This is a genomic window from Actinoplanes oblitus, assembly GCF_030252345.1.
Classification (GTDB): domain Bacteria; phylum Actinomycetota; class Actinomycetes; order Mycobacteriales; family Micromonosporaceae; genus Actinoplanes; species Actinoplanes oblitus.
On record NZ_CP126980.1, the window covers coordinates 8059018 to 8084101 of the forward strand.

A 25084-nucleotide genomic window follows, 5' to 3' on the forward strand; every position below is an offset into this window, starting at 1 on the left:
GTTTGGATGTGCGGAATAGCCGGAGAGATCCGGTACGGCGAGCGGCCCGCGGACGCCGAGGCGGTCCGGCGGATGCTGCCCGTCCTGGAGTCACGCGGCCCGGACGGGGAGGGACTCTGGGAACACGGCCGGATCGTCCTCGGCCATCGCCGCCTGAAGATCATCGACCTGAGCGACGCCGGCCGGCAGCCGATGACCGATCCTGATCTCGGCCTGACGGTGGTCTTCAACGGCTGCGTCTACAACTACCGCGAGCTTCGCGAGGAGCTGCGCGGGTACGGCTACCGGTTCTTCTCCACGTCGGACACCGAGGTGATCCTGAAGGCGTACCACCGATGGGGTGCCGACTGTGTCACCCGGTTCTTCGGGATGTTCGCCTTCGCGGTGGCCGAGCACGACAGCGGGACCGTCACGCTGGCCCGCGACCGGCTCGGGATCAAGCCGCTCTACCTGGCCGAGACGCCGGGACGGCTGCGGTTCGCCTCCACGCTGCCGGCCCTGCTCGCCGCCGGCGGGGTGGACACCACGCTGGACAAGGTGGCGCTGCAGCACTACATGACGTTCCACTCGGTGGTGCCGGCGCCGCGGACCATCGTCGCCGGGATCCGGAAACTGCCGCCGGCCACGGTGCGGGTGGTCAAGGCGGACGGGACGGTGACGGATCGGTGCTACTGGACGGCCGCTTTTCACCGTACGCGAGCCTTGGCGGACAACGAGTGGGCCGCAGCCGTGCGGGAAACGCTGGGTCTCGCCGTGCGGCGGCGCATGGTCGCCGACGTGCCGGTGGGGGTGCTGCTCTCCGGCGGCCTGGACTCCAGCTTCATCGTGGCCCTGCTGGCGCAGCAGGGGCAGCAGGGGCTGACCACGTTCAGCATCGGATTCGAGGCGGGTGGCGGCGAGAGCGGCGACGAGTTCCGCTACTCGGATCTGATCGCGAAGGAGTTCGGTACCGAGCACCATCAGATCAGGATCGGACGAGATCGGTTCCTGCCGGCGGTGGACCGGACGGTGGCGGCGATGAGCGAGCCGATGGTCAGCCACGACTGCGTCGCCTTCCACCTGCTCAGCGAGGACGTGGCGAAGCAGGTCACCGTGGTGCAGTCGGGGCAGGGCGCGGACGAGATCCTCGCCGGTTACAGCTGGTACCCGCCGCTCGCCGGGGTGCCTCGCGACCGGGCCGTCGAGGCGTACGCGGCGGAGTTCTTCGACAGGCCGCACGCCGAGCTCGCCGGGCAGCTCAGCCCGGCCTGGCACCTCGACCGGGACCATGCCACGGAGTTCGTCGCGGAGAGTTTCGGGCAGCCCGGTGCGGAGACCGCCGTCGACGCGGCGCTGCGCCTCGACTCGCAGGTGATGCTGGTGGACGATCCGGTCAAGCGGGTCGACAACATGACGATGGCGTGGGGGCTGGAGGCGCGCGTACCGTTCCTCGACCACGAGCTGGTGGAGCTGGCCGCGGCCTGCCCGCCCGCGCTCAAGCTGGCCTCGGGCGGCAAGGGCGTGCTCAAGGACGCGGCCCGCGGGCTGGTGCCGGACGAGGTGATCGACCGGACGAAGGGATATTTCCCGGTACCGGGCATCCGGCACCTGGAAGGCCCGATGCTGGCGAAGGTGCGCGACGCGCTGCTCGCGCCGGAGGCCCGCGCCCGCGGGCTGTTCCGGCCGGAGTACGTCGCGGCGCTGCTGGCCGACCCGAACACCCCGCGGACCACACTCGGGGCGAACCAGCTGTGGCAGCTCGCGCTGCTGGAGATGTGGTTGCAGGACAAGAAGCTCTAGGAGGCTGGTTTTGCTCGATCGCGCCGACGTGACGCTCCTGCCGGCGTTCTCCCTCCTGCCGGCGGCCGTCGCGGGAAGCTGGTCGCCGGCGTTGTCGCCGGACGGGCGGCACGCGGCCTACGTCTCGGACCGCGACGGGATGCCGGCCGTCTGGGTCCAGCCGGTCGGCGGGGAGCTGGCCTTCCCGATCGCTCTCGGCCATCCGGTGAGCGCCGTGGCCTGGTCGTCCGGCGGCGGCTGGCTGGCCTGCCAGCTCGCCCCGGGCGGCGGGCCCCGGCAGGAGGTGTGGCTGGTCCGGCCGGACGGGTCGGATCCGCACCAGGTGGCCGGTTTCGGGGCGGACACCGCCGACGACATGCGGTGGCTGCCCGGGCGCCCGGTGCTCGCCCTGACCGAGAACCTGACCAGCGCCGTCCTGATCGACGTGGTGTCCGGCACCCGGACCGTGGTCAGCACCGGCGACCTGATCTCCCTGCGCGACGTCGACCCGAGCGGCCGGTTCGCGCTGCTCCGCCAAGGCCCCCGGGGCGCCCGCGTCATTCTCCTCGAAGATCTGATTTCCGGTACGACGAAGCAGGTCGCCCGCGGCGAACAGGCGGTCTTCGCCCCCGGCGGCGACAGCGTGTACGTGCGTGACGAGGAGGGGGAGTTCCCGGTCCTGCGGCGAGACGACGTGGTGCTCGCCGGTGGCCCCGCCCCCGCTCGCCGGCCCGGCCCGGCCGGCGAGCCGTCGGAGGTCGAGTCGTTCGCGGTGACAGCGGACGGGCGGACGGTCGCGGTGCTGTGGAACGTGCGCGGCGGTGAGTCCGCGCTGGAGCTGCTGACCTCCGGCGGGTCCCGGACGGTGCCGCTGCCCGGGCCGGTCGTCTCCGGGCTCACCTGGAGCCACGACGGGTCCACGCTGGCCTTCACCGCCGAGGGACCGGGCCAGCCGCACGGGGTGTGGGCCTGCGACAGCGACGGCACCAACCTGCGGGCCGTCTCCGCCGAGCCGCCCGGGGACGGCACCGTGCGGCCGACGCTGGAGAAGGTCACCGCGCACGACGGCCTGACCCTGACCGGCTGGCTGTTCACGCCGCCCGGGGACGGGCCGCACCCGGCGGTCGTGTGGCTGCACGGCGGACCGGAGGCGCAGGAGCGGCCCGGTCACGGCCCGCTCTTCCAGGCCCTGGTGCGGCGCGGCATCGCGGTCTTCGCCCCGAACGTGCGCGGCTCGTCCGGGTTCGGCCGCAGCTTCGTGAACGCTGACAACGGGCCGCTGCGGTACGACGCGATCGAGGACGTCCGGTCGTGTGTCAGGCACCTGCGCGACTCCGGTCTCGCCGGGCGGGTGGGGTTGATGGGCCGCTCCTACGGTGGCTACCTGACACTGGCGGCGCTGTGCGCCTTTCCCGCGCTGTTCGAGGTCGGTGTCGACATCTGCGGCATGTCGAACTTCCAGACCTTCTACCGGCACACCGAGCCATGGATCGCCGCCGCCGCGATCAGCAAGTACGGCGATCCGGTGACCGATGCGGCACTGCTGCACGACCTGTCCCCGATCCACCAGATCGACCGGCTCCGGGCGCCGCTGCTGGTCGTCCACGGCGAGAACGACACCAACGTCCCGGTGATCGAGGCGGAGCAGGTGGTGGCGGCGCTCGCCGCCCGCGGCCTGCCGCACCGCTACCTGCTCTTTCCCGGGGAGGGGCACGAACTGCTGCACCAGACGTCCCGCGCCACCTTTCTCAGGGAGACGCTCGACTGGCTGACCGAGCATCTGCTCACCTGACACTCGGCTGTGTCGTTGTCCACAGCGGGAGTTCGTCCACAGGGCACCGAGAGAGTCGCCGCCGATCCGGTCACACTGATCGAGGGGGCTCCCCCTGGGAGGGCGGGCCGTGAGCGGGCGGGCCATGAGCGGGCGGGCCATGAGCGGGCGGGCCATGAGCGGGCGGGCCATGAGCGAACGAACCACGAGCGAACGAACCACGAGCGAACGAGCCACAAGCGAACGAACCACAAGCGGACGAACGGGCCATGAGCGCACCCGCCACGAGCACGCGCCATGAGCGTCACTCCGGCGCCGCCCCGAGCCGCTGCTCCAGTCGCTCGATCCGCTCGATCAGCGGCTGCAAAGCCTGCGCGAGCAGCTGAGCCGCACCGGCGGTGCCGGCGTCGCGCTGCGACGCGGCGGCAGCGGTGTTGGCCTGCAGGTGCCGGTAACCGGCCAGCGCCGAGGCGACCGCCCGGCGGGTGAGGCGCGGCTCGGCACCGGCCGCCCGCAGCACCCGGCCACCCACGCCGTCCGGCTCGGCGGCCAGGCCGAGCAGCAGGTGCTCGCACCCCACGTAGTTGTGCCCGATGCTGACCGCCTCGCCCACGGCCAGCTCCAGCGCCCCGGCCGCCGGGACGCTGAGGTGCACGCCATCGCCCGGGCCGGGCGGCTCGTCGGCCGGCTCCCGGTCCAGCTCGGCGGCGAGCCGGGCGGGGTCGATCTCCAGGGCCTGGAGCACGTGCAGCGCGAGGTTGGTGCCCTCCTCGATCATGGCGCCGAGTAGATGGCCGGTGCCGACAGTGCGGAGCGAGGCGGCCCGGGCCCGGTCGACGGCCAGGCCGAGCACCGTCCGCGTCCGGCCGGTCATCAGCGGGAAGCGCTCCTCCAGGTCGGCTCCGGACAGCTCGGCCAGCGACGTCTCGCGGATCGCGGTGACCCGGCGCACCGCCTGCTCCAGGGCCCGCTGGCAGATCGCCGAGACCGGCAGCCCGGTCTCCCGGACCGCCTCGGCCAGCTCGTCCGGCAAATACACGTTGATCTTCGGCATCGCGCTCACGCTCCCTCTGCGTCTTGGGGTTATAAGGCTATACCCCTATTGGGGTTACAACAAGGAACAGCAGTGGGCAAACGCACGTTGCACCGCGACGACCTGCGGAGAAGGCTGGAAAGGCACCTGCACAACGTGAGTGGAAGGCACCACATGTCCCTGCGACCCGGAGCCCGGGCCTGGGCGGTGTGGGCCGCCGGCCTCGCCGCGTATGTCACCGCCGTCCTGCACCGCACCTCGCTGGGGGTGGCCGGTCTCGACGCGCAGCACCGGTTCGACGTGGGTGCCGGCGCGCTCGCCAGCTTCGCGGTGCTCCAGCTGCTGGTCTACGCCGGCCTGCAGATCCCGGTCGGGCTGCTGCTCGACCGGTTCGGATCACTGCGCCTGGTGGTCTGCGGCGGTCTCGTGATGGCCGTCGGGCAGACCTTGATGGCGTTCGCCGACGGGATGACCGGGGCGATCCTGGCCCGGGTCCTGGTCGGCGCCGGCGACGCGATGACCTTCATCAGCGTGCTGCGCCTGGTCCCGCGCTGGTTCCCGGCCCGCCGGGTGCCGGTGCTCTCCCAGCTCACCGGGATCGTCGGGCAGCTCGGGCAGATCCTCTCCGCGGTGCCGCTGGCCGCCGTGCTGGCCCGGTCCGGCTGGACCGCCGGCTTCCTCGGCGCGGCCGCCGCCGGGCTCTTCGTCTCGCTGGTCGCCCTCGCCGCGCTGCGCGACACCCCGGACCACCGGGTCAGCAGCGGCCACCCGATCAACCTGCGGCGCCTCGGTGCCGACCTGAGCGGCGCCTGGCGGCACCCGGGCACCCGGCTCGGGCTGTGGACGCACTTCACCACCCAGTTCACCGGCACGGTGTTCGCCCTGATGTGGGGCATCCCGTTCCTGGTCGCCGGGGAAGGGCTGACCCGCGCCGAGGCCGGCACCCTGCTCACCATCTTCGTGGTCACCGGCATGTGCGCCGGCCCGGTGCTCGGCACGCTGGTGCAGCGCTATCCGCTGCGCCGCTCGTTGCTGGTGCTCGGCATCGTGGCGATCAACCTGGGCGCCTGGGCGGTGGTCATCCTGTGGCCCGGGCGGGCCCCCTTCGCGCTGCTGGTGCTGCTGGTCGTGGCGCTCGGCTCCGGTGGTCCGGGTTCGATGATCGGGTTCGACTACGCGCGTACGTTCAATCCCCCGCACCGCCTCGGCACCGCGACCGGTGTGGTGAACGTGGGTGGTTTCGTCGCCTCGCTGCTCACCATCGAGCTGATCGGCCTGATCCTGGACGCCCGCACCGGCGGCCGTGCCGACTATCACATCGCCGACTTCCGGGTCGCGATGTCGGTGCAGTTCCTGGTGGCCGCGGTCGGCCTGGCAGGCATCCTGCGCACCCGGAAACTGGCCCGTCGCCGCTACGAACAGGAGGAGGGCGTCATCATCCGCCCGCTGCGGGTGGCCCTCGCCGAGCGGCGTGGTTTAGCGGCGAGCCGAGCGGTAAAGGCGGAAAGCTGGCGCGACTGAGAGGGGGCACATGACCGAGCACGCGCAACCCCGGATCTGGGCCGGCATCGACATCCCGAAAACCCTGGCCGGCACGCTGGCCGCGGTCTCCGCCGCGGTGGTCGGCTCGTTCCTCGGCGTGGCCGGCACGCTGATCGGCGCCGCGCTGGTCAGCCTGATCAGTTCGATTGCCACCGAGATCTATCACCGTTACCTGGAGCGGGGCACCAAGAAACTCCAGGCCGCGTTCGTCACCACGGACGGCACGCCGTCGTCCGCCTTCGTGCCGAGCGCGGCGGCGGTCGGCACCCCGCAGGTGGCGGCGGGACACCATCCCGCGTCCGAGGCACCGGTCTCCCCCGCGGCACCGCATCCGCCCATCGCGGCGCACGTCGCCGCCCCCGCACGATCCGGCGCGGCGCCGCATCCGGCCGGCACGCACCCCGTCACCACCGCGGCTCCGGTCCGGCGGATCCGCTGGAAGCGGGTCGCCCTGGTGGCCGGCGCCCTGTTCCTGCTGGCGATGGGCACGCTCACCACCGCCGAGCTGCTGGCCGGCCGGTCGGCGCAGGATGCCACCAGCGGGCGGGACAGCGGGGCGCCGACCGTGTTCAACTGGACCGGCAACCACTCCGACGACGACCGGAAGCCGGCGCCGGCCGGCACGCCGACCGACTCCGGCCCGACCTCGGATCCCCGGCCGGCCGGGACCGACGCGACCACCACGCCGGGTGACTCGGGGACCGGCAGCACCGAGCCGGCGCCCGGGCCGACCACCGAGGCCCCGGCCGACCCGACGCCGACCGGCGGCTCCGAGACCGGCTCCGGCCAGGACTCCGGCTCGCCGTCCGGCGAGGGGGCCGAGCAGCAGGGCGCCACGGAGCAATCGCAGCAGTAGGAGGGAGATCGAGGATGGACGCCAAGGGAGTGCTGGAGGAGGCGTACGGTCGCCTGCCCGACCTGGTCGGCACGGCTGTCGACGGCCTCACCCCGGAGCAGCTGCGCTGGTCGCCGCGGCCCGGCGCCAACTCGATCGGCTGGCTGGTCTGGCACCTCACCCGGGTGCAGGACCACCACCTCGCCGAGCTGCTGGACGCCGAGCAGGTCTACGTCACCGGCGACTGGGCCGCCCGCTTCGGCCGCAAGCCGGATCCGTCGGACACCGGTTACGGCCACACGGCCGCCGACGTGGCCGCCGTCGTCCCGGAGAGCGCGCGGGCGCTGACCGATTACTACCAGGCCGTGCACGAGCGGACTCTGGCCTACCTGAGCGGCCTCACCGACGCCGACCTGGACCGGGTCGTCGATCGCCGGTGGGACCCGCCGGTCACCCTCGGCGTCCGCCTGATCAGCGTCTACGACGACGACGCCCAGCACGCCGGCCAGGCCGCCTACCTCCGCGGCCTGCTCCCCTGACCACCGGCGGCGGGGCGCTCCACCGCGTACCTCGAGAATGGTGAGCGGACCGGGACCGTGGCGGCGTGACATGTGTCAGCGGTCCGCCCGCCGCGGTGGTCTACCGTCGGCTGTGGAGCTGAGGGGGATCGATGCCGGAATATCGGGCGAGTCAGACAGCGGTGCTGGTCTGTCAGGGCCGGGCCGCGGCCCATGAGCGGCTCGCGCCGGGCCGGTTCGCCGATCCGACGGCGATGGCGCTGTTGCGCGACGACGAGCGGGCGCTGGTCGAGCTGGTCCGCGAGGGGCGGCAGCCGGCCGGCTGGAGCGAGCGGGTCGGTTGCGAGATGGTGGCCCGCTGCGCCGAGATGATGGTGCCGCGGACCGTGGCCATCGACGAGGCGGTGCGGGAACGCCCGGCTACCCAGGTGGTGATCCTCGGCGCCGGCTTGGACGGGCGGGCCTGGCGGATGCCGGAGCTGGCCGAGACAGGTGTCTTCGAGGTCGACCAGCCCGCCTCCCAGCAGGACAAGCGTGAGCGGGCGGCGGCGCTGGACGGCAAGCCGCCGGTGTTCGTCCCGGTCGACTTCGGCCGGGACCGGCTCGGTGACGCGCTGGCCGCCGCCGGGCATCGGGCCGCCGAGCCGACCACCTGGGTGTGGGAGGGCGTGGTCCCCTACCTGACGCGGGACCAGGTGGCGACAACGGTCCAGGCGATCGCCTCGCTGTCCGCCTCGGGCAGCCGGCTGATCGTGAACTATCAGGCCCGGTCGGTCAAGGCGACCCTCGGCCGCCTCCTGGTCCAGGGCATGACGAAAGTCGCCGGCCGGCCCAACCCGTGGGCCGCCGAGCCGTGGCGGTCCACCTGGCCACCGGCGACGATGGCCGGGTTGCTGGCCCGTCACGGCTTCACCGTGCTCCGCGACGACCACCTGCACACCCTGGCCACCGGCATGCTCGGCGCGGAGTCGGACACCGTCTCGTTCCGCTCCGGCCGCCTCGCCGTCGCCGACATCTGACCTCAGGCGGCGGCTTCGAGGACCGCTTTCAACTCCACGATCCCGCGTTCCACCCGGGCACGGACCGCGGGGGCGAGGGCGTCCGGCAGCAGATCGGTGGTCCAGCGGATGTGGGTGCGCCCGTCCACCTCCACCACCTCGAAGGTCGCATGGTGATACGTCAGCGGCATCGCCGACCCGTCGATCACCGAGTACGCCAGGCGGCGCAGCTCGTGGTCGATCGCCACGATCCGTTCCCGGATCCGGGCGCCGTCCGGCATGGTCAGCGTGCGGATGTCACCGTCGACCTCCGCGGACGACACCCGGCCGGGCAGCATCCGCTCGTGCACCGCCTCGACGTCGGCGATCGCCTCCCACGCGTCCGCCGCCTTCACGTCGACGAACGTCTCCACCCGAACCGTGGCCACCTCGGACCTCTCCTCTCTCCGGCGTCAGGCCGACGCCGGCTCGCTCAGCGGCAGCCGGACCAGGAACCGGGTGTCGCCCGGCACCGACTGCAGCGAGATGTCGCCGCCGTGCCCGTTGACCACGATCCGGTACGAGATGTCCAGCCCCAGCCCGGTCCCCTCGCCCACCGCCTTGGTGGTGAAGAACGGCTCGAACACCCGCTTCTTGATCTCGTCGGGCACGCCCGGCCCGGTGTCGCCGATCGAGACCACCACCCGGTCGTCCTCGCGGCGGGTCGTCACGGTGAGGGTGCCGGCGCCGGACATCGCCTGGACCGCGTTGTCGATCAGGTTGGTCCACACCTGGTTCAGCTCGGCCGGGTGGGCCGGGATCTGTGGCAGCGTCCGGTCGTACGCCTTGACCACCCGGATCCCGTCGCCGATCTTGTGGGCGAGCATCACCAGGGTGCTGTCCAGCCCGGTGTGCACGTCGATCCACTGGTGCGCCGAGCGGTCCACGTGGGAGTACTGCTTGGCCGCGTTGACCAGCGACGAGACCCGCCCAGTGGCATCCTCGATGTCGCTCATCAGCTGCTCGGTCTCCAGCGCGTAACCGATCCAGTGGATCGCCTGGTCGAGCAGTTCCGGCGCCGCCAGCCGGTGGAGGATCTCGGTGAGGCACTCGGTGTCGATGCCGCCCTGAGCGAAGACCGGGGCGACGTCCCAGCCGTTGGTGACGCCGTGCTCGTCCATCCAGTCGCCGAGCTCGTCCTCCATGTCGGCGATCTCCATGGCGGTGCGCACCGGCGCCTTGGCGGCCCGCTCGATCACCTCCTCCTGGAGGTCGAGCAGGGCGGTCAGCCGGTCCGGGGCGACCTTGCCCTTGGCCAGCTTGCCGAGTTTCATCCGCATCGCGGCGACCCGCTCGCGCAGCGCGCCGGTGGCCCGGGCGGCCGCCGCCGCCGGGTTGTTCAGCTCGTGCATCAGGCCGGCCGAGAGCGCGCCGAGCGCCTGCAGCCGCTGCCGCTCGCCGATCGCCGCCTGCGAGTTGCGCATCCCGAGGGCCAGGCCCTCGAGCAGGTGGATGGCCATCGGGAACCACTCGCGCATCAGGTGGCCGAAGTCGCCGGCGGAGAGCATGAAGAACTCGCTGTCGGACAGCGCCCGCATCGAGCCCATGTAGTTGCGCGGCACGCCGTCGTCGCGCAGGTACGCGTTCGTGGCGCCCATGTACACCCCGCGCTGCTCGGTGCGCACGGTCTCCACCTCGTCCCGCCCGACCCGGCGGGTCAGCGAGATGGTGCCGCTGAGCAGCACGAAGAACTGCTCGGCCGGGTCACCCTCGCGCAGCACCAGCCCGCCGGCCGGCACCCGCATGGTGCAGCCGTGGTCGGCGATCCAGGCCAACTGCTCGTCGGTCAGTTTCTCGAACAGGAACAGGGTCCTCAGCTCGGCCGGGGTGAGCCGGCCCGGCTCGCAGGGCTCCAGCCGGATCTCGTCTGTCTCAGCAGCCATCTTTACTGCGCCTCCAGGTAACGGTGGACCAGCGCGACGGCCATCGCTCCCTCGCCGACCGCCGAGGCCACCCGTTTGATCGAGTTGGCCCGGACGTCTCCGGCGGCGAAGATGCCGGGGACACTGCTCTCCAGATAGAACGGATCGCGGTCGCGATCCCATCCCCGTGGGCGCTCGCCGTTGGCGAGAAGATCCGATCCGGTACGGATGAAGCCCTTCCCGTCCCGCTCCACCGCGTCGCCCAGCCAGTCGGTCCGCGGTTCGGCGCCGATGAAGACGAACAGGTAACCGCACTCGACGGTGGCCTGCGTCCCGCCCTTGCTGTCACAGATGGTGATCGCCTGCAGGTGCCCGTCGCCGTGCGCCCCGATCACCTCGCAGCGGGTCCGCACCTCGATGTTCGCCACCTGGGCGAGCTGCTGGATCAGGTAGTACGACATGGACGCCTCGAGCGAGTCGCCGCGCACCAGCAGGGTGACCTTGCGGGCGTACCGGGAGAAGAAGAGCGCGGCCTGACCGGCCGAGTTCGCCCCACCGACGATGTAGACGTCGCTGCCCGCGCAGGCCGGCCCCTCGGTGGCCGCCGAGCCGTAGAACACGCCCGAGCCGGTCAGGCCGGCGACCCCCTCGGCCAGCAGCGGACGGTACGACACACCGGTCGCGAGCAGAATCGCGTGCGCCGAGATCTCCCCGCCGTCGGCGAAGGTGAGCGTGCGGGCCGAACCGTCGGTGCGGAGCCCGACCACCTCGCGGGTGTTGAGCGTCTCGGCGGCGAACTTGTCGGCCTGCCGCCGGGCCCGGTCGGTGAGCTGGGCGCCGGAGATGCCGTCCGGGAAGCCCAGGTAGTTCTCGATCCGGGAGCTCTGGCCGGCCTGTCCGCCGACCGCCTGCCGCTCGATGAGCAGCGTCTTGAGCCCCTCCGACCCGCCGTAGACGGCGGCGCCCAGCCCGGCCGGGCCACCACCCACGATGATCAGGTCGTAGAAGTCGCGGCCCGGGGTGACCGACAGCCCGGCCGCCTCGGCGACCTCCTGCACTGTCGGCCGGGGCAGGGCCCGCCCGTCGGCGGTGACCACCAGCGGGATCGACTCCGGGCCGGCGTCGGCGGCCTCCATCAGCCGGCGGCCCTCCGGCTCGTCGGCGCCGAAGTACTTGTAGGGCACCAGGTTGCGGGCCAAGAAGTCGCGGATCTGGAAGGACGGCTCGCTCCACCGGTGGCCGACCAGGCGCAGGTCCGGCACCTCCTGGTCACCGGTGGCCTGCCAGGCGTCCAGCAGCGCGTCCAGCACCGGGTAGAGCTTCTCCGCCGGCGGGTCCCACGGTTTCAACAGGTAGTGATCGACGTCGACCACGTTGATCGCCTGGATCGCCGCGTCGGTGTCGGCGTACGCGGTGAGCAGCGCCCGCCGCGCGTGCGGGAACAGGTCCATCGCCTGCTCCAGGAACTCGATGCCGTTCATCTGCGGCATCCGGTAGTCGGCGAGCATGACGGCGACCCGGCCACCGCGGAGTTTCAGCTCCTTGAGCACGTCGAGAGCCTCGCCGGCGGAGCCGGCCCGGATGACCCGGTACCTGTCGGCGTACCGGCGGCGCAGGTCGCGGGCGATGGCCCGGGAGACCGAGGGGTCGTCGTCGACGGTGAGGATCGCGGGTTGACCCATGGCTGGTTACCTCAGCTCCACATCGTTGTACTCGGGGTGGCGGTCCAGATAGCCGGCCACGAACGGGCAGGTGGCGATGACCGGGACGGCCCGGGCGCGGGCGTCGTCGAGGGCCGCGCGGGCCAGCCGGCCGGCCAGCCCGCGACCGGAGAAGGCCTGGTCGACCTCGGTGTGCAGCAGCTCGATGCGGTCGCCGTGCCGGCGGTAGTGCAGCACCCCGGCGGACTCGCCGCCGACCAGCACCTCGTACCGCTGGTGCTCGAAGCTGTCCACCACGACGGCGGCGTCGGCGTCCCAGTCGCCGGCCTGCGCGCTGCCCTCCACCCGCAGCTTGCGGCGGGCCCGCTCGTAGAACGTGGTGCGGCCGAACCGGATGACGTTGGCGGCGGCCGGGATCGGCTCGATCTCGATGGCGGCGCCGGGCTCGGCGTACCCCTCGATGATCCCGTCGACCTCGATGGCCAGCCGGCCGCTGGTGGAGAGCACGTCCAGGCAGAGGTGCTCGGAGGTGTCCAGCACCAGGGACCGGTTGAACGAGGAGTGCGCGGCGGCGGCGCTGACGATCAGTCCCTGCACGTTCGGCGAGACGATCGGGCCGCCGGCGGAGAAGCTGTAGGCGGTGGAGCCGGTCGGGGTGGAGACCAGCACGGCGTCGGCGGCGTAGTTGACGAACCGCTTGCCCTCGACCCGGATCCCGACCGCGGCCAGGCCGTGCCCGGGCACCCGGACCAGGGCGATGTCGTTGAAGGCGGTCACCGTCCGCCCATCCGGCAAGGTGGTGCGCACCGCGGTCCGCGACTCGACACGGTACGCGTGATCGTCGATCGCCGAGAGCCCGTCCCGCAGATCGGGCAGGTCCACCTCGGCGAGGAAGCCCAGGCGGCCCACGTTCACCCCCAGCACCGGCGTCTTGCGGCCCTCGACCAGCCGCATGGTGCGCAGCATGGTGCCGTCGCCGCCCAGGCTGACCAGCAGGCCGGCCCGCTCCACCATCTCCTCGGCGGAGACCGCGACAGCGGTGCAGTCGATGCGGGTGATCTCGTCGGGCAGGCCGAGCACCGTCACTCCGCGGGCCGCCGCCCAGCTCACGATGGTGTCGACCGCCGACCCGCAGTCGCGGCGCGGATGCAGCACCAGACCCACCACTTTGATCATGCCCATCAGCGTGCGCGCCCCCTTCCCCGTGTCGGATGTCAGCCTCGCACGCCGGGCGCGCGATCGGCGACCAACCGCACAGTGGCGGTAAGCACGTGACTTCGCCGGGGCGGCGAACGTCGTACCCATGATGTTGAATGCCGGTCATGACGCGGTGGCGGGCGGTGGTCACGGACCTGGACGGCACGGTGGTCGGCCCGGCCGACCTGATCAGCCCGGCCACCCTGAACGCGGCCGCCCAGCTGCGCCATCGCGGGGTGCCGCTGCTGGCCGCCACCACCCGGACCCGGCACGGGGTGCTGCGGCTGGGCGCGTTCGCCGGGCACCTGTCGGTGGCCGTCTGCCACGGCGGGGCGCTGGGCTGGGCGCCCGCGGAGGGCGGCCGCACGCTGTGGCAGCGCACCCTGCCCGCGGCCGAGCTGGCCGACCTGGCCGCCTTCGTGGCCGGCCTGCCCGGTGCCGGGCTGTGCGCGTTCGGCGTGACGTCCTGGGATCTCACCCCGGAGTACCTCGCGCTGCGCGGCGGGCCACCGGCCGAGCCGTGGCGCCAGGTGCCGCTCGCGGCCATCGCCGACCAGCCGGCGTACCGGGTGGCGATCCGGCACCGGTCGCTCGACTCGGATCAGCTGATCGCCCGGCTGACCGAGGCCGGGTTCGCCGGGCGGGCCACGCTCAGCTACTCGGCGCCGCACCTGGTCGGGGCCGGGCCGCTCGGGGTGGACAAGGCGACCGGGACGGCCCGGGCACTGGAGTGGCTCGGCGTGTCCGCGCGGCACGCCGTGGCGTTCGGCGACATGCCCGACGACCTGCCGCTGTTCGCCCTGGCCGGGCACTCGGTGGCGGTCGGCGCGGCACATCCGGCGGTGCTGGCCGCGGCCACCGCGCACGCCCCCGGCGTGGCCGGCGACGGTTTCGCCAGGCACCTCGCCGAGCTGGGCCTGATCACCCCCTGACGGCCAGCGCCAGGAAGCGGTCGGCACCGTCCTCGTAATGGGTGACCGTCCAGCCGGCGCCGGCCAGCAGCGGGGCCAGCCGGGTCTCGCTCAGCGGCTCGTCCGGGCGCAGGGTCCGGCCGTGCCGGGTGGCCAGCGCGGCCCGGCCGACCGGGTGGAAGATCGCCAGGTGGCCGCCGGGGCGGGTGACCCGGGCCAGCTCGGCCAGGCCGGCCACCGGGTCGGGCAGGTGGTTGACCAGGCCGGCCGCGAAGACCGCGTCGACGGCGGCGGTGGCGACCGGCAGCCGCCGGGCGTCCGCCACGAGCAGGGTGGCCGCCGTGTCCCGGCCGGCCCGGCGGGCCTCGGCCAGCATGTCCGGGGTGAAGTCCAGGCCGATCACCCGCCCGGCCGGGCCGACCACGCCGGCCAGGGCCGGCAGCGCCCGGCCGGTGCCGCACCCGACGTCGAGCACGACGTCGCCGGGGCGGACCCCGGCCTCCCGGACCGCCTGCGCGTACGCCGGCAGGTCGTCGCCGAACTTGACGTCCCAGTTCGCCGCGCGGGCCGCGAAGAAGGCCCGGCTCTCGGAGAGATACCAGCGATCAGGATCGGCCAGATCGGGGTGCACGTGGCGGATCACCGGCCACTGCGGGTCGCGATGGTCGATCACCACCTGGGCCCGCCGCTCGCCGTCCCCGGCGGTGAACCGGTTACCCGGGCCGCCACGCAGGTAGACCAGGATCCGGTCGGTGGCCGGTTCCAGCACGTTGAGCGCCGAGTCGGAGCCGCCGGCGCCCGGCCCGGTCAGCCCGAGCACCGCGTCGATGCTCCAGGCCCGGGACGCCGGTGGGAACGCCGCGGCCAGCCGGGACGCGAAGGCGGCCGCCGCACCCGGGTCGCCGCCGTCGACGATCACCGTGAGCGGGGCCCGCGGCGCGAGCACCTCGGCAAGCAGGGCGGTGACTTCGCTAATCCGTTCCGGCACGTCCCCCAGAATGCAGCCAGGGTGTGACCCGCGCAACGTTTCATTCACCTAAGTACGCCGGTGAGCTGCGGACTCGGCGGCCCGATCGGACCAGGAGCGGCCGGTCGCGAGGTTCACCTCACCGCCCTGGCGGACGGCGGCGAAGACGGCGCGGGCCATCGGGGTGCCCCAGTGCGAGCGCGGGCCGCCGTACGCCGCGGGCGGGCCGTCGAGCGGGCAGAGCACGCAGATCGCGTCGGTGGCGGTGCCGGTGGCGTCCAGGCCCAGCGCGTACAGGGCCTGGGTCTTCGCCTCGGTGGCGGTGGCGACCGCGTTGATCAGGGCGCCGTCGCCGAGGCGCCGCGGGATCCAGATGACGATGTTGATGGTGTCGGGGCGGTGGGCGAAACCGGTCACACCGGGTTCGGCGGCACGGATCGGGGCGCCCAGGCCGACGGTGGCGTACACCTGCACACCGTCCTCGGCGGCGGCCACCACGTCGTGCACGTCGACGCCGGTGAGCAGGCCGATCCCCGGACCGGTGAGGCTGAGCCGGCCGGCCAGCCCGGCGAGGTGCGCCTCCGGGTCGGGGCGGGCGTAGGACATCGGGACGCTCGCGTTGATCAGCCACTCGCGCGGGCCGGTGCCACCGCCGAGGACCGCGCTGGAGGCGGCCAGCACCGGCTCCGGAAACCGCCACACCAGCAGCGGCATCTCGTGCCCGTCTTCCTTGCGGTGTGTCAGCGAGGGCTCGGCGAACATCTCACGAATCCTACGGCGACCAGCACCAACCGGGACTTTCGGCCTTACTCGGGGCCCCTGCGCACGGCACCATGGAGACTATGAGCGAGGTCAAGCAGGCACTGGTGCAAGCGGCGGACGCGGCTCGGTTCGCCCCGTCGATCCACAACACCCAGCCGTGGCGCTGGGTGGTCCGGGCGGACCGGCTGGAGCTGTTCGCGGTGGCCGAGCGCCAGCTGCGCGCCCAGGACCCGGACGCCCGGATGTTGCTGGTCAGCTGTGGGGCGGCGCTGCACCACGCGCAGGTGGCGCTGGACGCCGAGGGGCTGTCCTGCACCGTGCTGCGGCCGGCGTCGCTGTCCCCGGACGCGCCGCTGGCCGTGATCACCGCGGGTGAGCGCCGGCCGGCCGATCCGGCGGCCACCCGGCACCTGCAGATGCTCCAGGTGCGGCGCACCGATCGGCGCACGGTGAGCGAGGACGCGGTCCCGGAGAGCGTGCTGGACGAGCTGGTCAAGGACACCGAGCAGGGCGGCGCGCGGCTGCACGTGCTGGGCCGGGACCAGGTGCTCGAGCTGGCGGTCGCGGTGGAGCGGGCCCAGGCGGCCGAGGCCGCCGACGACCGGGCCCAGGCCGAGCTGGCCACCTGGGTGGGCGGGGAGCGGCCGGAGGGCACCGGGATCCCGTCCTCGGCCCTGCCGACCGAGGTGCCGCTGACCACCGTGGCCGAGCGGGACTTCCAGGCCCCGGGCACCGTCGCGGCGGGCGGTGGGCACGATCGGTCCGCGACGTACGCCGTGCTGTACGGCACCGGTGACGCCGAGGCGGACTGGCTGCGCGCCGGTGAGTCGCTGAGCCGGCTGTGGCTGGCGGCCACCGAGCACGCGGTCAGTCTGCTGCCGTTCAGCGGGCCGGTGGAGGTGCCGTTCACCCGGGAGGCGCTGCGCCGGATGCTCGGCGGGACCGGGGTGCCGTACCTGGCGATCCGGCTCGGCCTGCAGGACCCGGCGCACACCGCTCCCCCGCACACCCCGCGCCTGCCCGCCACCCAGGTCATCGAGGTCGTGGACTGACGGACACGGGTGCGCCGCCCGCCGCGGATCCGCGGCGGGCGGCGCGCTACCGGAGTGGGTCAGGAGATCGCGATGTTGCTGTAGTAGTGGCGCAGGATGGACTTGTAGTCCTTGCCCTGGTTCGCGAGGTCACGCGAGCCGTACTGGGACATCCAGTCACCGTTCACCCAGCCGCCGCAGGCGGTCGTGGTGGAGCAGTAGTGCGCCGCGAAGATGTCGCCGCTGCGGGTCATCCGGTGCGACCAGGTGCGGTCCACCGCGTCGGAGGTCGACGAGACCGCGGAGCCCGGCCGGTAGACCTGGTCGGCGGTGGTGTCCTTGACGTCGTAGCACTGGCCGCCGGGGGTCTTGCGGGTCGAGTGCAGCGCCCAGTACCACGCGTAGCTCTTGACCGCCATGGCGCCGGCCTCCAGCGAGGCGTCCGGCCAGCTCGTCACCCATTCGTTCGGGAGGACGTTCTTGACGTACGTCTTGAAGTCGACCCGGACGACCCGCCCGAGGCTCTCCCGGTAGACCAGGATGCTGCTCGGCAGTTTGCTGTCGGTGCCGTCGGTGGTGCACCCGGAGGGGCCGCCATTGCCCTCGGGGCCGACCTCGTGCGAGGCGTTGTTGTTCTTCAGCGTGGCGTTCAGGTTGCCCTTCGCGCCGGCCGCGAAGTCCTGGTGGGCCCCGCCGAAGTCGCTGTTGAAGTAGACCCGCACGGTCTTGCCGGTGCGGTTCCACACCGACGCGGCATTGTTCTTCACACAGACGCCCTTGCCGGCGCCTTCGCCCTTGAACTCGTAGCAGGACGGCTGGGTCGCGCCGTAGTCGTCGACCGAGTCGGTGAAGTCCGAGACGGACCCGGCCTGGTTGCTGTTGAAGTAGTAGCAGAACTCGCCGCTGTCACAGGTTCCGTTCCGTTCCGCTGCCATCGCCGGCGAGGTGACGCTCAGGAGGGCGGTGGACATGGCGAGTGCGGCGCCGGCAACGGCGAGGATCTTGCGGAGGTTCACGACGTCCTTTCCGGACAATGAGGGGTGAGGGGGAGTGGCGCAGGGCCCCGGCGCCACGGTTGCCCCGGGGCCCTGACGCGCTGAATGCCGTCGCGTGCCTACTTCTCGTTGTAGCCCTGCGAGTTCCAGAACGCGGTCGGGTCGGCGTTGTCGAGCGTGGGGTCGCCGACGCTGACCGCCGCGTGGGTCTGCCGGCCGGTCCGGACCTCGACGTGGGTGTGCGCGGACGAGCTGGAGGACACCCCGTGCCACGACTCGTCGGCGATGATCTCGCCCTTGCTGATCGCGTCGCCCACGCTCACCCCGGACCGCGGCGCGGTGTGCAGGTAGATCACCGTCTTGTTCAGCGACGAGTTGTAGACCGAGATGGTGGACAGGCCACCGCTGCCGGTGCTCCCCTGCGCGACGTAGATGACGGTTCCGGCCACCAGCGCGTGCACGTCCGAGCCGACGCTGCGGGCGATGTCGATGCCCTCGTGCCGTCCGGGTGTGGTCGTGTACCCGTCGAAGCCGCAGGTGACAGCGCCGCCGCTGGCCTGGTAGAGGGCGTACGACATGTTGGTGCGCGAGGACGGCGAGAACTCGTGCGAGGCGTTGTTGTTCTTCAGCGTGGCGTTCAGGTTGCCCTTCGCGCCGGCCGCGAAGTCCTGGTAGGAGCCGGCGTAGCCGCTGTTGAAGTAGACCCGGACGGTCTTGGTGCTGCGGTTCCAGACCGAGGCGGCCTGGTTCTTGACGCACAGGCCCTTGCCGGCGCCGGAGCCCTTGAAGTCGTAGCAGGAGGGCTGCTCGGAGCCGTAGTCGTCGATCGAACCGGTGAAGTCCGAGATCGATCCCTCGTTGTCGCTGTTGTAGTAGTAGCAGAACTCGCCGCTGTCGCAGACGCCGTCCCGCGCCGCGGCCGAGGCCGGCGCGGAGAAGCTGAGGGCCGAGGTGGCGACGGCGAGTACGGCGCCGGCCATGGCCAGGCTCTTACGGATGTTCATGGTGTCCTTTCCGGGGACGGTGAAGGGGGTGGTGCGGGTCACTGCCCGCGCTGGTACTGCTCCCAGGTCTTGATCGGGAGGCGTGGCCCGTCGTCCGGGCCCTGGTCGGCCAGGCCGTTCAGGCCGAGGTAGTAGTCGCCGGCCTGGTGTTGCGCCTGGCTGGACAGGTCGGTGTCGCTGATCGCCACGGCGTGGATGTGCCACGGCCAGTCGCCCTGACTCGGGCTGCGCACCCAGGCCGCGAAGCCGACCTGGCGCAGCGCCCGCGCGGTGGCCGTACGCTGCGCCGAGGTCAGGCCGGTGACCGAGATGTCGACGACGCCGCCGCCGTCATGGGTGCCGGCCGAGGTCGGGTCGCCACCGGGGTTGTACGAGCCCTGGTCGAGCACCAGGGTGCGGCCGAGCAGCCGCTCGGCCTCGGTGAGCATCGCCTGGGTACGGGCGTCGACGACGTACCCGTCCCGCGGCAGCTTCGCGCCCGGCCCGATCGGGTTGCTGACCGTGTACCGGTTCTGTCCGAGCTTGGTCAGCGACGCCGTGCCCGGCAGGCCGTTCGCGGCCAGGCCGGTGTAGCCGAGCGAGCGCTGGTAGGCCGCGTACGCCGTGACGGTCTCGGTGCCGAAGTAGCCGTCGACCCACTGCGCGTTCAGCAGGTTCCGCGCCTGCAGCGCCTGCTCGACGGCGAGCACGGAGGCCTTCGCGCCGGGGGTCAGGGTGTGGTCGGGGCGTCGGGGGTCGATCTGGGCGGCCAGCACGGTGGCCTCCATGTCGACCACCGGCCGCGCCGCCCACGCATGCGCCGGTACACCGACGGTCATGCACAGCGCGGCGAGCCCGACGGCCGGCCAAGATCGGCGCATGGTCGATCCTCCTCGTGGGTGGTGTGTCGCGTTGGGAACGGACCCCACCCTGCGAGGAAAGACCTGCTGTTCGGTACCCCTATCCTGCTGTCAGACCCGTCAGACCGGCATCGACCTCGGTGAACGCGGTGTTGTCAGTTCCGTCAGGCGACGACGGTGACCATGAAGTACACCGGCCGGCGGCTGGGGAAGTACGCCTGGCCGCGCTCGTCGACCATCTTCCAGCTGACCCAGCACTTGCCCGGGCGGCTCGGCGCGGTGACCGGGACGCTGATCATCACCTTCTCGCCGGGCGGCGTGTCACCGATCGTCACCCGGTCCGGCACCCGGCAGCCGTTGTCGTCACCGGGGTCGGTCCGCTCCAGGTAGCGGTTGTGCCAGTCGACGGTTCCCACGTTCGCCAGTGCCCACACCTTGACGAAGTGGGCGTTCACCTTCACCCGGGTGCCGTCCGGGATGGTGACGTCGGCCACGAACCTGCTCGAGTCGCCGGGGATCAGCGAGTCCGAGAACGCCGAAGCGGACGGCGACGGCGACGGCGCCGCGGCGGGGCTCTCCGGGGACGTCCGGCCGCGGACGGTGGCGCCCAGGACGGCGATCACCGCCACCACCGCCGCCACGGCGGCCACCCACGGCGACCGGCGCCGACCCGCCTTCACCACCTCGGCCGCCACATCCCGGGCGACGGTGGCCTCCACGATCGCGGGAACCCGCGACGCCTCGTCCCGCGAAGGAGCCACCGAAGGAGCCACCGAAGGGGCCGGCGAGGGAGCCGGCGGAGCGTCGGCCGGCGGCGGGACCGGCAGGGCCTCGGCGGGCGGAGGATCGGCCGGGCGCACCTCCTGGCGCTGGGCGTCCTCCCATCGGCGGCGCCAGCGCGCCTCGTCCGCGCCGCAGGCCCTGACGAACTCGCGGGTGGTCTCCCAGGAGGGGAACCTGGTCCCGGCGGCGGCCTCGTGCAGCGTCGTGTGCGAGATCCGGCCGGACCGCCCGGCCATCTTCCGGAACGACGGGTTGCCCGCGGCGACTCGCAGGTCGCGCAACTGTTCGGCGAACTCCGCCGCGTCCTGTCCGTCCTGAATGGACTGGCCGGTCACGCGCTGGTCTTCCATCAATCCCCCAGTCGGACACCGCTGTCAGAGCGCGTACGAGGGTACCGAACGCGCGCCTTACATCGATGCGACGGGAGCCGATGCCGCGGTGCGGGGGCGTACCGGAAATGAACTTTTTAATGCGGATCGCCCTCGGGACCGAAGGCGGTCAGGAAACGGTCGCGGAAGGTGTTCATCGGCCAGACCGGCGCGTCGGCGGCGGGCTTCAGGCCGCTGGTCCAGCCCCACGTGGCGATCCGGTCGAAGACCTTGGGGTCCTTGGCGACGATGGTGATCGGCACGTCGTGACTGGCGTTCTGGCCGACCACCACCGAGGCCGGCTGGTGGTCGCCGAGAAAGACCATGACCAGGTTGTCGTCGGCGTACTCGGCGACCCAGCCGATCAGGCTGTCCACCGAGTAGGCGATCGACTGGGCGTACGCGGCGCGGATCCGGGCGTCGTCCTTCCACACCTCCTTGGGCGTGGCGGCGGCGCGCACCATCGGGCCGTAGACGGAACCGTCACCGAGCCGGTCCCAGTCGAGCATGCCGGGCAGCGGCGCCCACGGGGTGTGGCTGGAGGTGAGGGTGATCTCGGCGAGCAGCGGGCCCCGGTTCGGCTTGCCGTACTCGAACTTCTGGAACTGCGCGAGCGCGTACTGATCGGGCATCGGCGACCAGCTGAGCTGCGGTCCGTGATAGTTCAGCGCGGCCTTGTCGTAGACCTGGTCGTAACCGTAGAACCGGCCCTCCGGCCAGGCGTAGATGACGCCCGGCTCGATGCCGACGGTCCGGTGCCCGGCGTTCCCGAACGCCCTGGTCAGGGTCAGCCGGTCGGTCGCCATCAGGCTGCGGTACCGGGACTCGGTGTTCACCCACATCCCGGACAGGAACGTCGAGTGCGCGAGCCAGCTGCCGCCGCCGGCGGTCGACGAGGTGAGGAAGCCGCTGCGGGCGGCGAACCCGGCGGCGGCCAGCTTCTTGTCGCCGTCGCCGAGCGCGGTCAGCACCGAGCCGTCGAAGGCCGGGTTCTCCACCGCGTCCCGGCCGTAGCTCTCGATGAACGAGACCACCACGTCCTTGCCGCGCAGCGCGGTGAGCAACTGGCTGCCGGGCCGGTCCCGGTACCGGTCGTCGCCCGCCTCGGCCACGAAGCGGCGCTTGTCGGCGATGTCCTTGGGCAGCGCGAGCGCGGTGTCCCGGGCCAGGTCGGCGGCCGCGTGCGAGGCGACCGGGATGCCGCCGATCAGCTGGTAGCCCATCGCGAACAGGGCGGTCCAGGCCACCGCCGCCGCGCCCAGGCCGGACCAGGCGATCCGGCGGTGACCGGCCGCGACCGCTGTCAGGCGCAGCATCGCCCAGGTCATCCCGGCGATCAGCAGCACCGCGAGCAGCACCGCGCCGACCGCCAGACCGATCGCCGGCGCCCTGCCCATCGAGTCGATCAGGAAGTGGAAGCCGTCGTCGAAGAGCGTCCAGTCCAGCACCGGGTCGAACCGGCGGGCCAGCACCGCGAAGAACCCGATGTCCACCAGTTTGACCACGGTCAGCGCGCCGAGCAGCACGCCGAGCCCGGCGGCCACCCAGCGGCGGGCCCGGACCGGGACCAGCAGCAGCACGGCACCGGCGACCAGCGCCTCGATCGGGACCCGGAGCAGCGCGGTGTACCAGTGGTTGCCCGGCGGGAGCCGGGTGATCTGGTCCGGCAGGATCAGCGCGAGAAATACCAGGATGACGGCGAAACCCGTGGTCACGTGGCGGATGACCCGGCGGTACGACTTCGGTTCGCTCACATCTCCTTGATACGCCACCATGCCGTTCCAGGTTCGACGGCACTCCGCCGGCAATATTCAGTGGATGAGTGAGCGCTCGCTCATTAGGGTGGGCGGCGTGGAATCCCGACGCAGACGACAGCCGGCCCTGGCGCCGGACGAGAGGCGGGCCGCGCTCATCGCGGCGACCATCCCGCTGCTGCACGAGCACGGCACCGAGGTGAGCACCCGGCAGATCGCGCACGCCGCCGGGGTCGCCGAGGGCACCATCTTCGGCGTCTTTCAGAACAAGAACGAGCTGGTGGTCTGCTCGGTCGTCAAGGCGCTCGACCCGGAACCGGTCCTGGCCGCACTGGCCGCCATCGACCGCTCGGCCGGCCTGCGGGATCGGCTGCGTGCGGCGGCCGAGATCGTGCACGCCCGGTTCGAGTCCAACGCGGGCCTGATGCACGCGGCCCGCCGTCTCTTCATCGCCGGCGAGTGCGGCCCGGATGCCCAGCATCAGATGACCTCGACCCGCGGGAAGCTGCTGGCCGCGGTCACCGCGGTGCTGGAGCCGGACGCGGACCGGCTGCGGATCACCCCGGCCGAGGCCGCCCGGCTGCTGCTGCTCTACTGCGGCGCCAACACGTTCGGACCGTTCGGCGAGGGGGAGGCGTTCCACGGCGCCGAACTGGCATCCCTGCTGCTCGACGGCATCCTTCTACCCAACTCGGGGGAGCAAGCGAAGTGCTGATCAAACTGCTTCGCGTGCACCTGCGGCCGTACTGGAACACGATCGGCCTGATCGTGCTCTTCCAGTTCCTGCAGACGCTCGCAACGCTCTATCTGCCCACTCTGAACGCCGACATCATCGACAAGGGCGTGATCACCGGGGACACCGGTTACGTGATGCGGGTCGGCGGCGGGATGCTCGGCATCACCGTGCTGCAGATCGCCGCGCAGATCGTGGCGGTGTACTTCGGCGCGCGTACCGCGATGGCCGTCGGCCGTGACGTGCGTGACTCGATCTTCACCCGGGTGCAGCGGTTCTCCGCACGCGAGGTGGGCCAGTTCGGCGCGCCGTCGCTGATCACCCGGACCACCAACGACGTGCAGCAGATCCAGATGCTGGTGTTGCTCACCTTCACGCTGATGGTCTCCGCACCGATCATGTGCGTCGGCGGGATCGTGCTGGCGCTGCGCCAGGACGTGCCGCTCTCCTCGCTGCTGCTGGTGATCATCCCGATCCTGATCGCCGTGGTCGCCCTGATCATCAGCCGGATGCGGCCGCTCTTCCGCGGCCTGCAGGTCAAGCTCGACCGGGTGAACCAGGTGATGCGCGAGCAGATCACCGGCATCCGGGTGATCCGCGCGTTCGTCCGCGACGACCGCGAGCGGGCCCGTTACGAGGTGGCCAACGACGACCTGACCCAGGTCTCGCTGAAGGCCGGCAAGATCATGGCGCTGATGTTCCCGACCGTCCTGCTGATCGTGAACCTGTCCAGCGTGGCGGTGCTCTGGTTCGGCGGCCACCGGATCGACGACCAGGCGATGCAGGTCGGCGCGCTCACCGCGTTCCTCAGCTACCTCATGCAGATCCTGATGTCGATCATGATGGCCACCTTCATGTTCATCATGATCCCGCGCGCCGAGGTGTGTGCCGAGCGGATCCAGGAGGTGGTCACCACCGACTCCTCGGTGACGCCGCCCACGGCGCCGGTCACCGAGGTGACCCGGCACGGCGAGTTGGAACTGCGCGATGTCAGCTTCCGCTATCCGGGGGCCGAGGCCGCCGTGCTCTCCGACGTACGCCTGATCGCCCGCCCCCGGGAGGTCACCGCGATCATCGGGTCCACCGGCAGCGGCAAGACCACGCTGCTCAACCTGGTCCCCCGGCTCTTCGACGTGACCGAGGGCTCGGTGCTGGTGGACGGGGTGGACGTGCGCGAGCTCGACCCGGCCCTGCTGTCGCGGATCGTCGGGATCGTGCCGCAGCGGCCGTACCTGTTCACCGGCACGGTCGCCTCCAACCTGCGCTACGGCAACCCGGACGCCACCGACGAGGAGCTCTGGACGGCGCTGGAGATCGCCCAGGGCCGGGAGTTCGTCGAGCGGATGGAGGGACAGCTGGACGCGCCCATCGCGCAGGGCGGCACCAACGTCTCCGGCGGGCAGCGGCAGCGGCTGGCGATCGCCCGCGCGCTGGTGCACCGGCCGGAGATCTATCTCTTCGACGACTCGTTCTCGGCGCTCGACTACGCCACCGACGCGGCGTTGCGAGCGGCGCTGACCGAGCACATCGCCGACGCGACGGTGGTGATCGTGGCGCAACGGGTCAGCACCATCCGGGACGCCGACCGGATCGTCGTGCTGGACGACGGCAGGGTCGTCGGGACCGGGACGCACGAGGAATTGATGGACGGCAACCCGACGTACCGGGAAATTGTTCTTTCTCAGCTCACCGAGCAGGAGGCCAACGCGTGATCGACCGCAGC

The 25084-nt window shown here is 72.1% G+C and carries 22 protein-coding genes; 10 read left to right on the top strand and 12 right to left on the bottom strand.

Annotation, left to right across the window (positions count from 1 at the left end):
* Positions 1 to 6: 6 nt before the first annotated feature.
* Together Actob_RS35790 and Actob_RS35795 are read left to right on the top strand one after the other, a co-directional pair.
* The gene (locus Actob_RS35790) at positions 7 to 1779 is read left to right on the top strand and encodes an N-acetylglutaminylglutamine amidotransferase (RefSeq protein WP_284916364.1); all 1773 of its coding nucleotides are present in this window, start codon (positions 7 to 9) and stop codon (positions 1777 to 1779) included.
* Between the two features lie 10 nt (positions 1780 to 1789).
* Positions 1790 to 3550, top strand: a complete 1761-nt coding sequence (locus Actob_RS35795) for a S9 family peptidase (RefSeq protein WP_284916365.1) — start codon at positions 1790 to 1792, stop codon at positions 3548 to 3550.
* A 283-nt stretch (positions 3551 to 3833) separates the two neighbouring features.
* On the opposite strand, the gene Actob_RS35800 is transcribed toward Actob_RS35795, so the two are convergent.
* A complete protein-coding gene (locus Actob_RS35800) occupies positions 3834 to 4583 on the bottom strand; it encodes a Clp protease N-terminal domain-containing protein (protein ID WP_284916366.1) in 750 nt (249 codons plus the stop codon).
* A gap of 153 nt (positions 4584 to 4736) precedes the next feature.
* Here Actob_RS35800 and Actob_RS35805 point away from each other — a divergent pair, with 153 nt between their 5' ends.
* From Actob_RS35805 to Actob_RS35820, 4 genes are all read left to right on the top strand, one after another.
* Positions 4737 to 6083: an MFS transporter gene (locus Actob_RS35805; protein ID WP_284916367.1), complete on the top strand. Its 1347-nt coding sequence runs from the start codon at positions 4737 to 4739 to the stop codon at positions 6081 to 6083.
* Positions 6084 to 6093: 10 nt separating this feature from the next.
* Positions 6094 to 6960: a hypothetical protein gene (locus Actob_RS35810; RefSeq protein WP_284916368.1), complete on the top strand. Its 867-nt coding sequence runs from the start codon at positions 6094 to 6096 to the stop codon at positions 6958 to 6960.
* A 14-nt stretch (positions 6961 to 6974) separates the two neighbouring features.
* On the top strand, positions 6975 to 7478 hold the full coding sequence (locus Actob_RS35815) for a mycothiol transferase (protein WP_284916369.1): 504 nt from the start codon (positions 6975 to 6977) through the stop codon (positions 7476 to 7478).
* Between the two features lie 131 nt (positions 7479 to 7609).
* Positions 7610 to 8476 (top strand): class I SAM-dependent methyltransferase, encoded by an 867-nt coding sequence (locus Actob_RS35820; RefSeq protein WP_284916371.1) that lies wholly within the window; start codon positions 7610 to 7612, stop codon positions 8474 to 8476.
* A 2-nt stretch (positions 8477 to 8478) separates the two neighbouring features.
* Here the strand turns inward: Actob_RS35820 and Actob_RS35825 are convergent, their stop codons facing one another.
* Genes Actob_RS35825 through Actob_RS35840 form a run of 4 tightly spaced genes read right to left on the bottom strand, consistent with a single transcriptional unit; the run spans position 8479 to position 13193 of the window.
* Positions 8479 to 8883, bottom strand: coding sequence for an SRPBCC family protein (locus tag Actob_RS35825; protein ID WP_284916372.1), 405 nt, complete (start codon positions 8881 to 8883; stop codon positions 8479 to 8481).
* Between the two features lie 24 nt (positions 8884 to 8907).
* Positions 8908 to 10377, bottom strand: coding sequence for an ATP-binding protein (locus tag Actob_RS35830; RefSeq protein ID WP_284916373.1), 1470 nt, complete (start codon positions 10375 to 10377; stop codon positions 8908 to 8910).
* A gap of 2 nt (positions 10378 to 10379) precedes the next feature.
* Positions 10380 to 12038, bottom strand: coding sequence for an FAD-dependent oxidoreductase (locus Actob_RS35835; protein ID WP_284916375.1), 1659 nt, complete (start codon positions 12036 to 12038; stop codon positions 10380 to 10382).
* A 6-nt stretch (positions 12039 to 12044) separates the two neighbouring features.
* Positions 12045 to 13193 (bottom strand): NAD(+)/NADH kinase, encoded by a 1149-nt coding sequence (locus tag Actob_RS35840; protein ID WP_284916376.1) that lies wholly within the window; start codon positions 13191 to 13193, stop codon positions 12045 to 12047.
* 146 nt (positions 13194 to 13339) lie between these two features.
* Between Actob_RS35840 and Actob_RS35845 the strand changes: the two genes are divergently transcribed.
* Complete coding sequence (locus Actob_RS35845; RefSeq protein WP_284916377.1) at positions 13340 to 14146, top strand: HAD family hydrolase; 807 nt, start codon at positions 13340 to 13342, stop codon at positions 14144 to 14146.
* Here Actob_RS35845 and Actob_RS35850 read toward each other — a convergent pair.
* Together Actob_RS35850 and Actob_RS35855 are read right to left on the bottom strand one after the other, a co-directional pair.
* Positions 14136 to 15113 (bottom strand): class I SAM-dependent methyltransferase, encoded by a 978-nt coding sequence (locus tag Actob_RS35850; protein ID WP_284916378.1) that lies wholly within the window; start codon positions 15111 to 15113, stop codon positions 14136 to 14138. The two genes, Actob_RS35845 and Actob_RS35850, sit on opposite strands and share 11 nt — an antisense overlap.
* A gap of 48 nt (positions 15114 to 15161) precedes the next feature.
* Positions 15162 to 15854, bottom strand: coding sequence for an adenosylcobinamide amidohydrolase (locus Actob_RS35855; RefSeq protein ID WP_284916379.1), 693 nt, complete (start codon positions 15852 to 15854; stop codon positions 15162 to 15164).
* 80 nt (positions 15855 to 15934) lie between these two features.
* Here Actob_RS35855 and Actob_RS35860 point away from each other — a divergent pair, with 80 nt between their 5' ends.
* Positions 15935 to 16906: an Acg family FMN-binding oxidoreductase gene (locus Actob_RS35860; protein WP_284916380.1), complete on the top strand. Its 972-nt coding sequence runs from the start codon at positions 15935 to 15937 to the stop codon at positions 16904 to 16906.
* Positions 16907 to 16965: 59 nt separating this feature from the next.
* On the opposite strand, the gene Actob_RS35865 is transcribed toward Actob_RS35860, so the two are convergent.
* The 5 genes from Actob_RS35865 to Actob_RS35885 form a co-directional block, all read right to left on the bottom strand.
* On the bottom strand, positions 16966 to 17901 hold the full coding sequence (locus tag Actob_RS35865; RefSeq protein WP_284916381.1) for a SpoIID/LytB domain-containing protein: 936 nt from the start codon (positions 17899 to 17901) through the stop codon (positions 16966 to 16968).
* A 98-nt stretch (positions 17902 to 17999) separates the two neighbouring features.
* Entirely contained in the window at positions 18000 to 18884 is an 885-nt protein-coding gene (locus Actob_RS35870) for a peptidase inhibitor family I36 protein (RefSeq protein WP_284916382.1), read from the bottom strand.
* Between the two features lie 38 nt (positions 18885 to 18922).
* Positions 18923 to 19744: a peptidoglycan-binding domain-containing protein gene (locus tag Actob_RS35875; protein WP_284916383.1), complete on the bottom strand. Its 822-nt coding sequence runs from the start codon at positions 19742 to 19744 to the stop codon at positions 18923 to 18925.
* A 143-nt stretch (positions 19745 to 19887) separates the two neighbouring features.
* Positions 19888 to 20856 (bottom strand): NBR1-Ig-like domain-containing protein, encoded by a 969-nt coding sequence (locus Actob_RS35880; RefSeq protein WP_284916384.1) that lies wholly within the window; start codon positions 20854 to 20856, stop codon positions 19888 to 19890.
* 116 nt (positions 20857 to 20972) lie between these two features.
* A complete protein-coding gene (locus Actob_RS35885) occupies positions 20973 to 22628 on the bottom strand; it encodes an LTA synthase family protein (RefSeq protein WP_284916386.1) in 1656 nt (551 codons plus the stop codon).
* 97 nt (positions 22629 to 22725) lie between these two features.
* Here Actob_RS35885 and Actob_RS35890 point away from each other — a divergent pair, with 97 nt between their 5' ends.
* Both Actob_RS35890 and Actob_RS35895 read left to right on the top strand, forming a co-directional pair.
* On the top strand, positions 22726 to 23343 hold the full coding sequence (locus Actob_RS35890; RefSeq protein ID WP_284916388.1) for a TetR/AcrR family transcriptional regulator: 618 nt from the start codon (positions 22726 to 22728) through the stop codon (positions 23341 to 23343).
* Entirely contained in the window at positions 23337 to 25073 is a 1737-nt protein-coding gene (locus tag Actob_RS35895) for an ABC transporter ATP-binding protein (protein WP_284916389.1), read from the top strand. The genes Actob_RS35890 and Actob_RS35895 overlap by 7 nt, the downstream gene beginning before the upstream one ends.
* Positions 25074 to 25084: the final 11 nt, after the last annotated feature.

Excerpts from the sequence above, each read along its gene's own strand:
- Actob_RS35790 (WP_284916364.1), top strand. The coding sequence starts at position 7 with ATGTGCGGAATAGCCGGAGAGATCCGGTACGGCGAGCGGCCCGCGGAC.
- Actob_RS35840 (WP_284916376.1), bottom strand. The coding sequence starts at position 13,193 with ATGATCAAAGTGGTGGGTCTGGTGCTGCATCCGCGCCGCGACTGCGGG.
- Actob_RS35830 (WP_284916373.1), bottom strand. The coding sequence starts at position 10,377 with ATGGCTGCTGAGACAGACGAGATCCGGCTGGAGCCCTGCGAGCCGGGC.
- Actob_RS35880 (WP_284916384.1), bottom strand. The coding sequence starts at position 20,856 with ATGGAAGACCAGCGCGTGACCGGCCAGTCCATTCAGGACGGACAGGAC.
- Actob_RS35870 (WP_284916382.1), bottom strand. The coding sequence starts at position 18,884 with ATGAACATCCGTAAGAGCCTGGCCATGGCCGGCGCCGTACTCGCCGTC.
- Actob_RS35800 (WP_284916366.1), bottom strand. The coding sequence starts at position 4,583 with ATGCCGAAGATCAACGTGTATTTGCCGGACGAGCTGGCCGAGGCGGTC.
- Actob_RS35875 (WP_284916383.1), bottom strand. The coding sequence starts at position 19,744 with ATGCGCCGATCTTGGCCGGCCGTCGGGCTCGCCGCGCTGTGCATGACC.
- Actob_RS35845 (WP_284916377.1), top strand. The coding sequence starts at position 13,340 with ATGACGCGGTGGCGGGCGGTGGTCACGGACCTGGACGGCACGGTGGTC.
- Actob_RS35810 (WP_284916368.1), top strand. The coding sequence starts at position 6,094 with ATGACCGAGCACGCGCAACCCCGGATCTGGGCCGGCATCGACATCCCG.
- Actob_RS35805 (WP_284916367.1), top strand. The coding sequence starts at position 4,737 with ATGTCCCTGCGACCCGGAGCCCGGGCCTGGGCGGTGTGGGCCGCCGGC.
- Actob_RS35815 (WP_284916369.1), top strand. The coding sequence starts at position 6,975 with ATGGACGCCAAGGGAGTGCTGGAGGAGGCGTACGGTCGCCTGCCCGAC.
- Actob_RS35835 (WP_284916375.1), bottom strand. The coding sequence starts at position 12,038 with ATGGGTCAACCCGCGATCCTCACCGTCGACGACGACCCCTCGGTCTCC.
- Actob_RS35820 (WP_284916371.1), top strand. The coding sequence starts at position 7,610 with ATGCCGGAATATCGGGCGAGTCAGACAGCGGTGCTGGTCTGTCAGGGC.
- Actob_RS35855 (WP_284916379.1), bottom strand. The coding sequence starts at position 15,854 with ATGTTCGCCGAGCCCTCGCTGACACACCGCAAGGAAGACGGGCACGAG.
- Actob_RS35860 (WP_284916380.1), top strand. The coding sequence starts at position 15,935 with ATGAGCGAGGTCAAGCAGGCACTGGTGCAAGCGGCGGACGCGGCTCGG.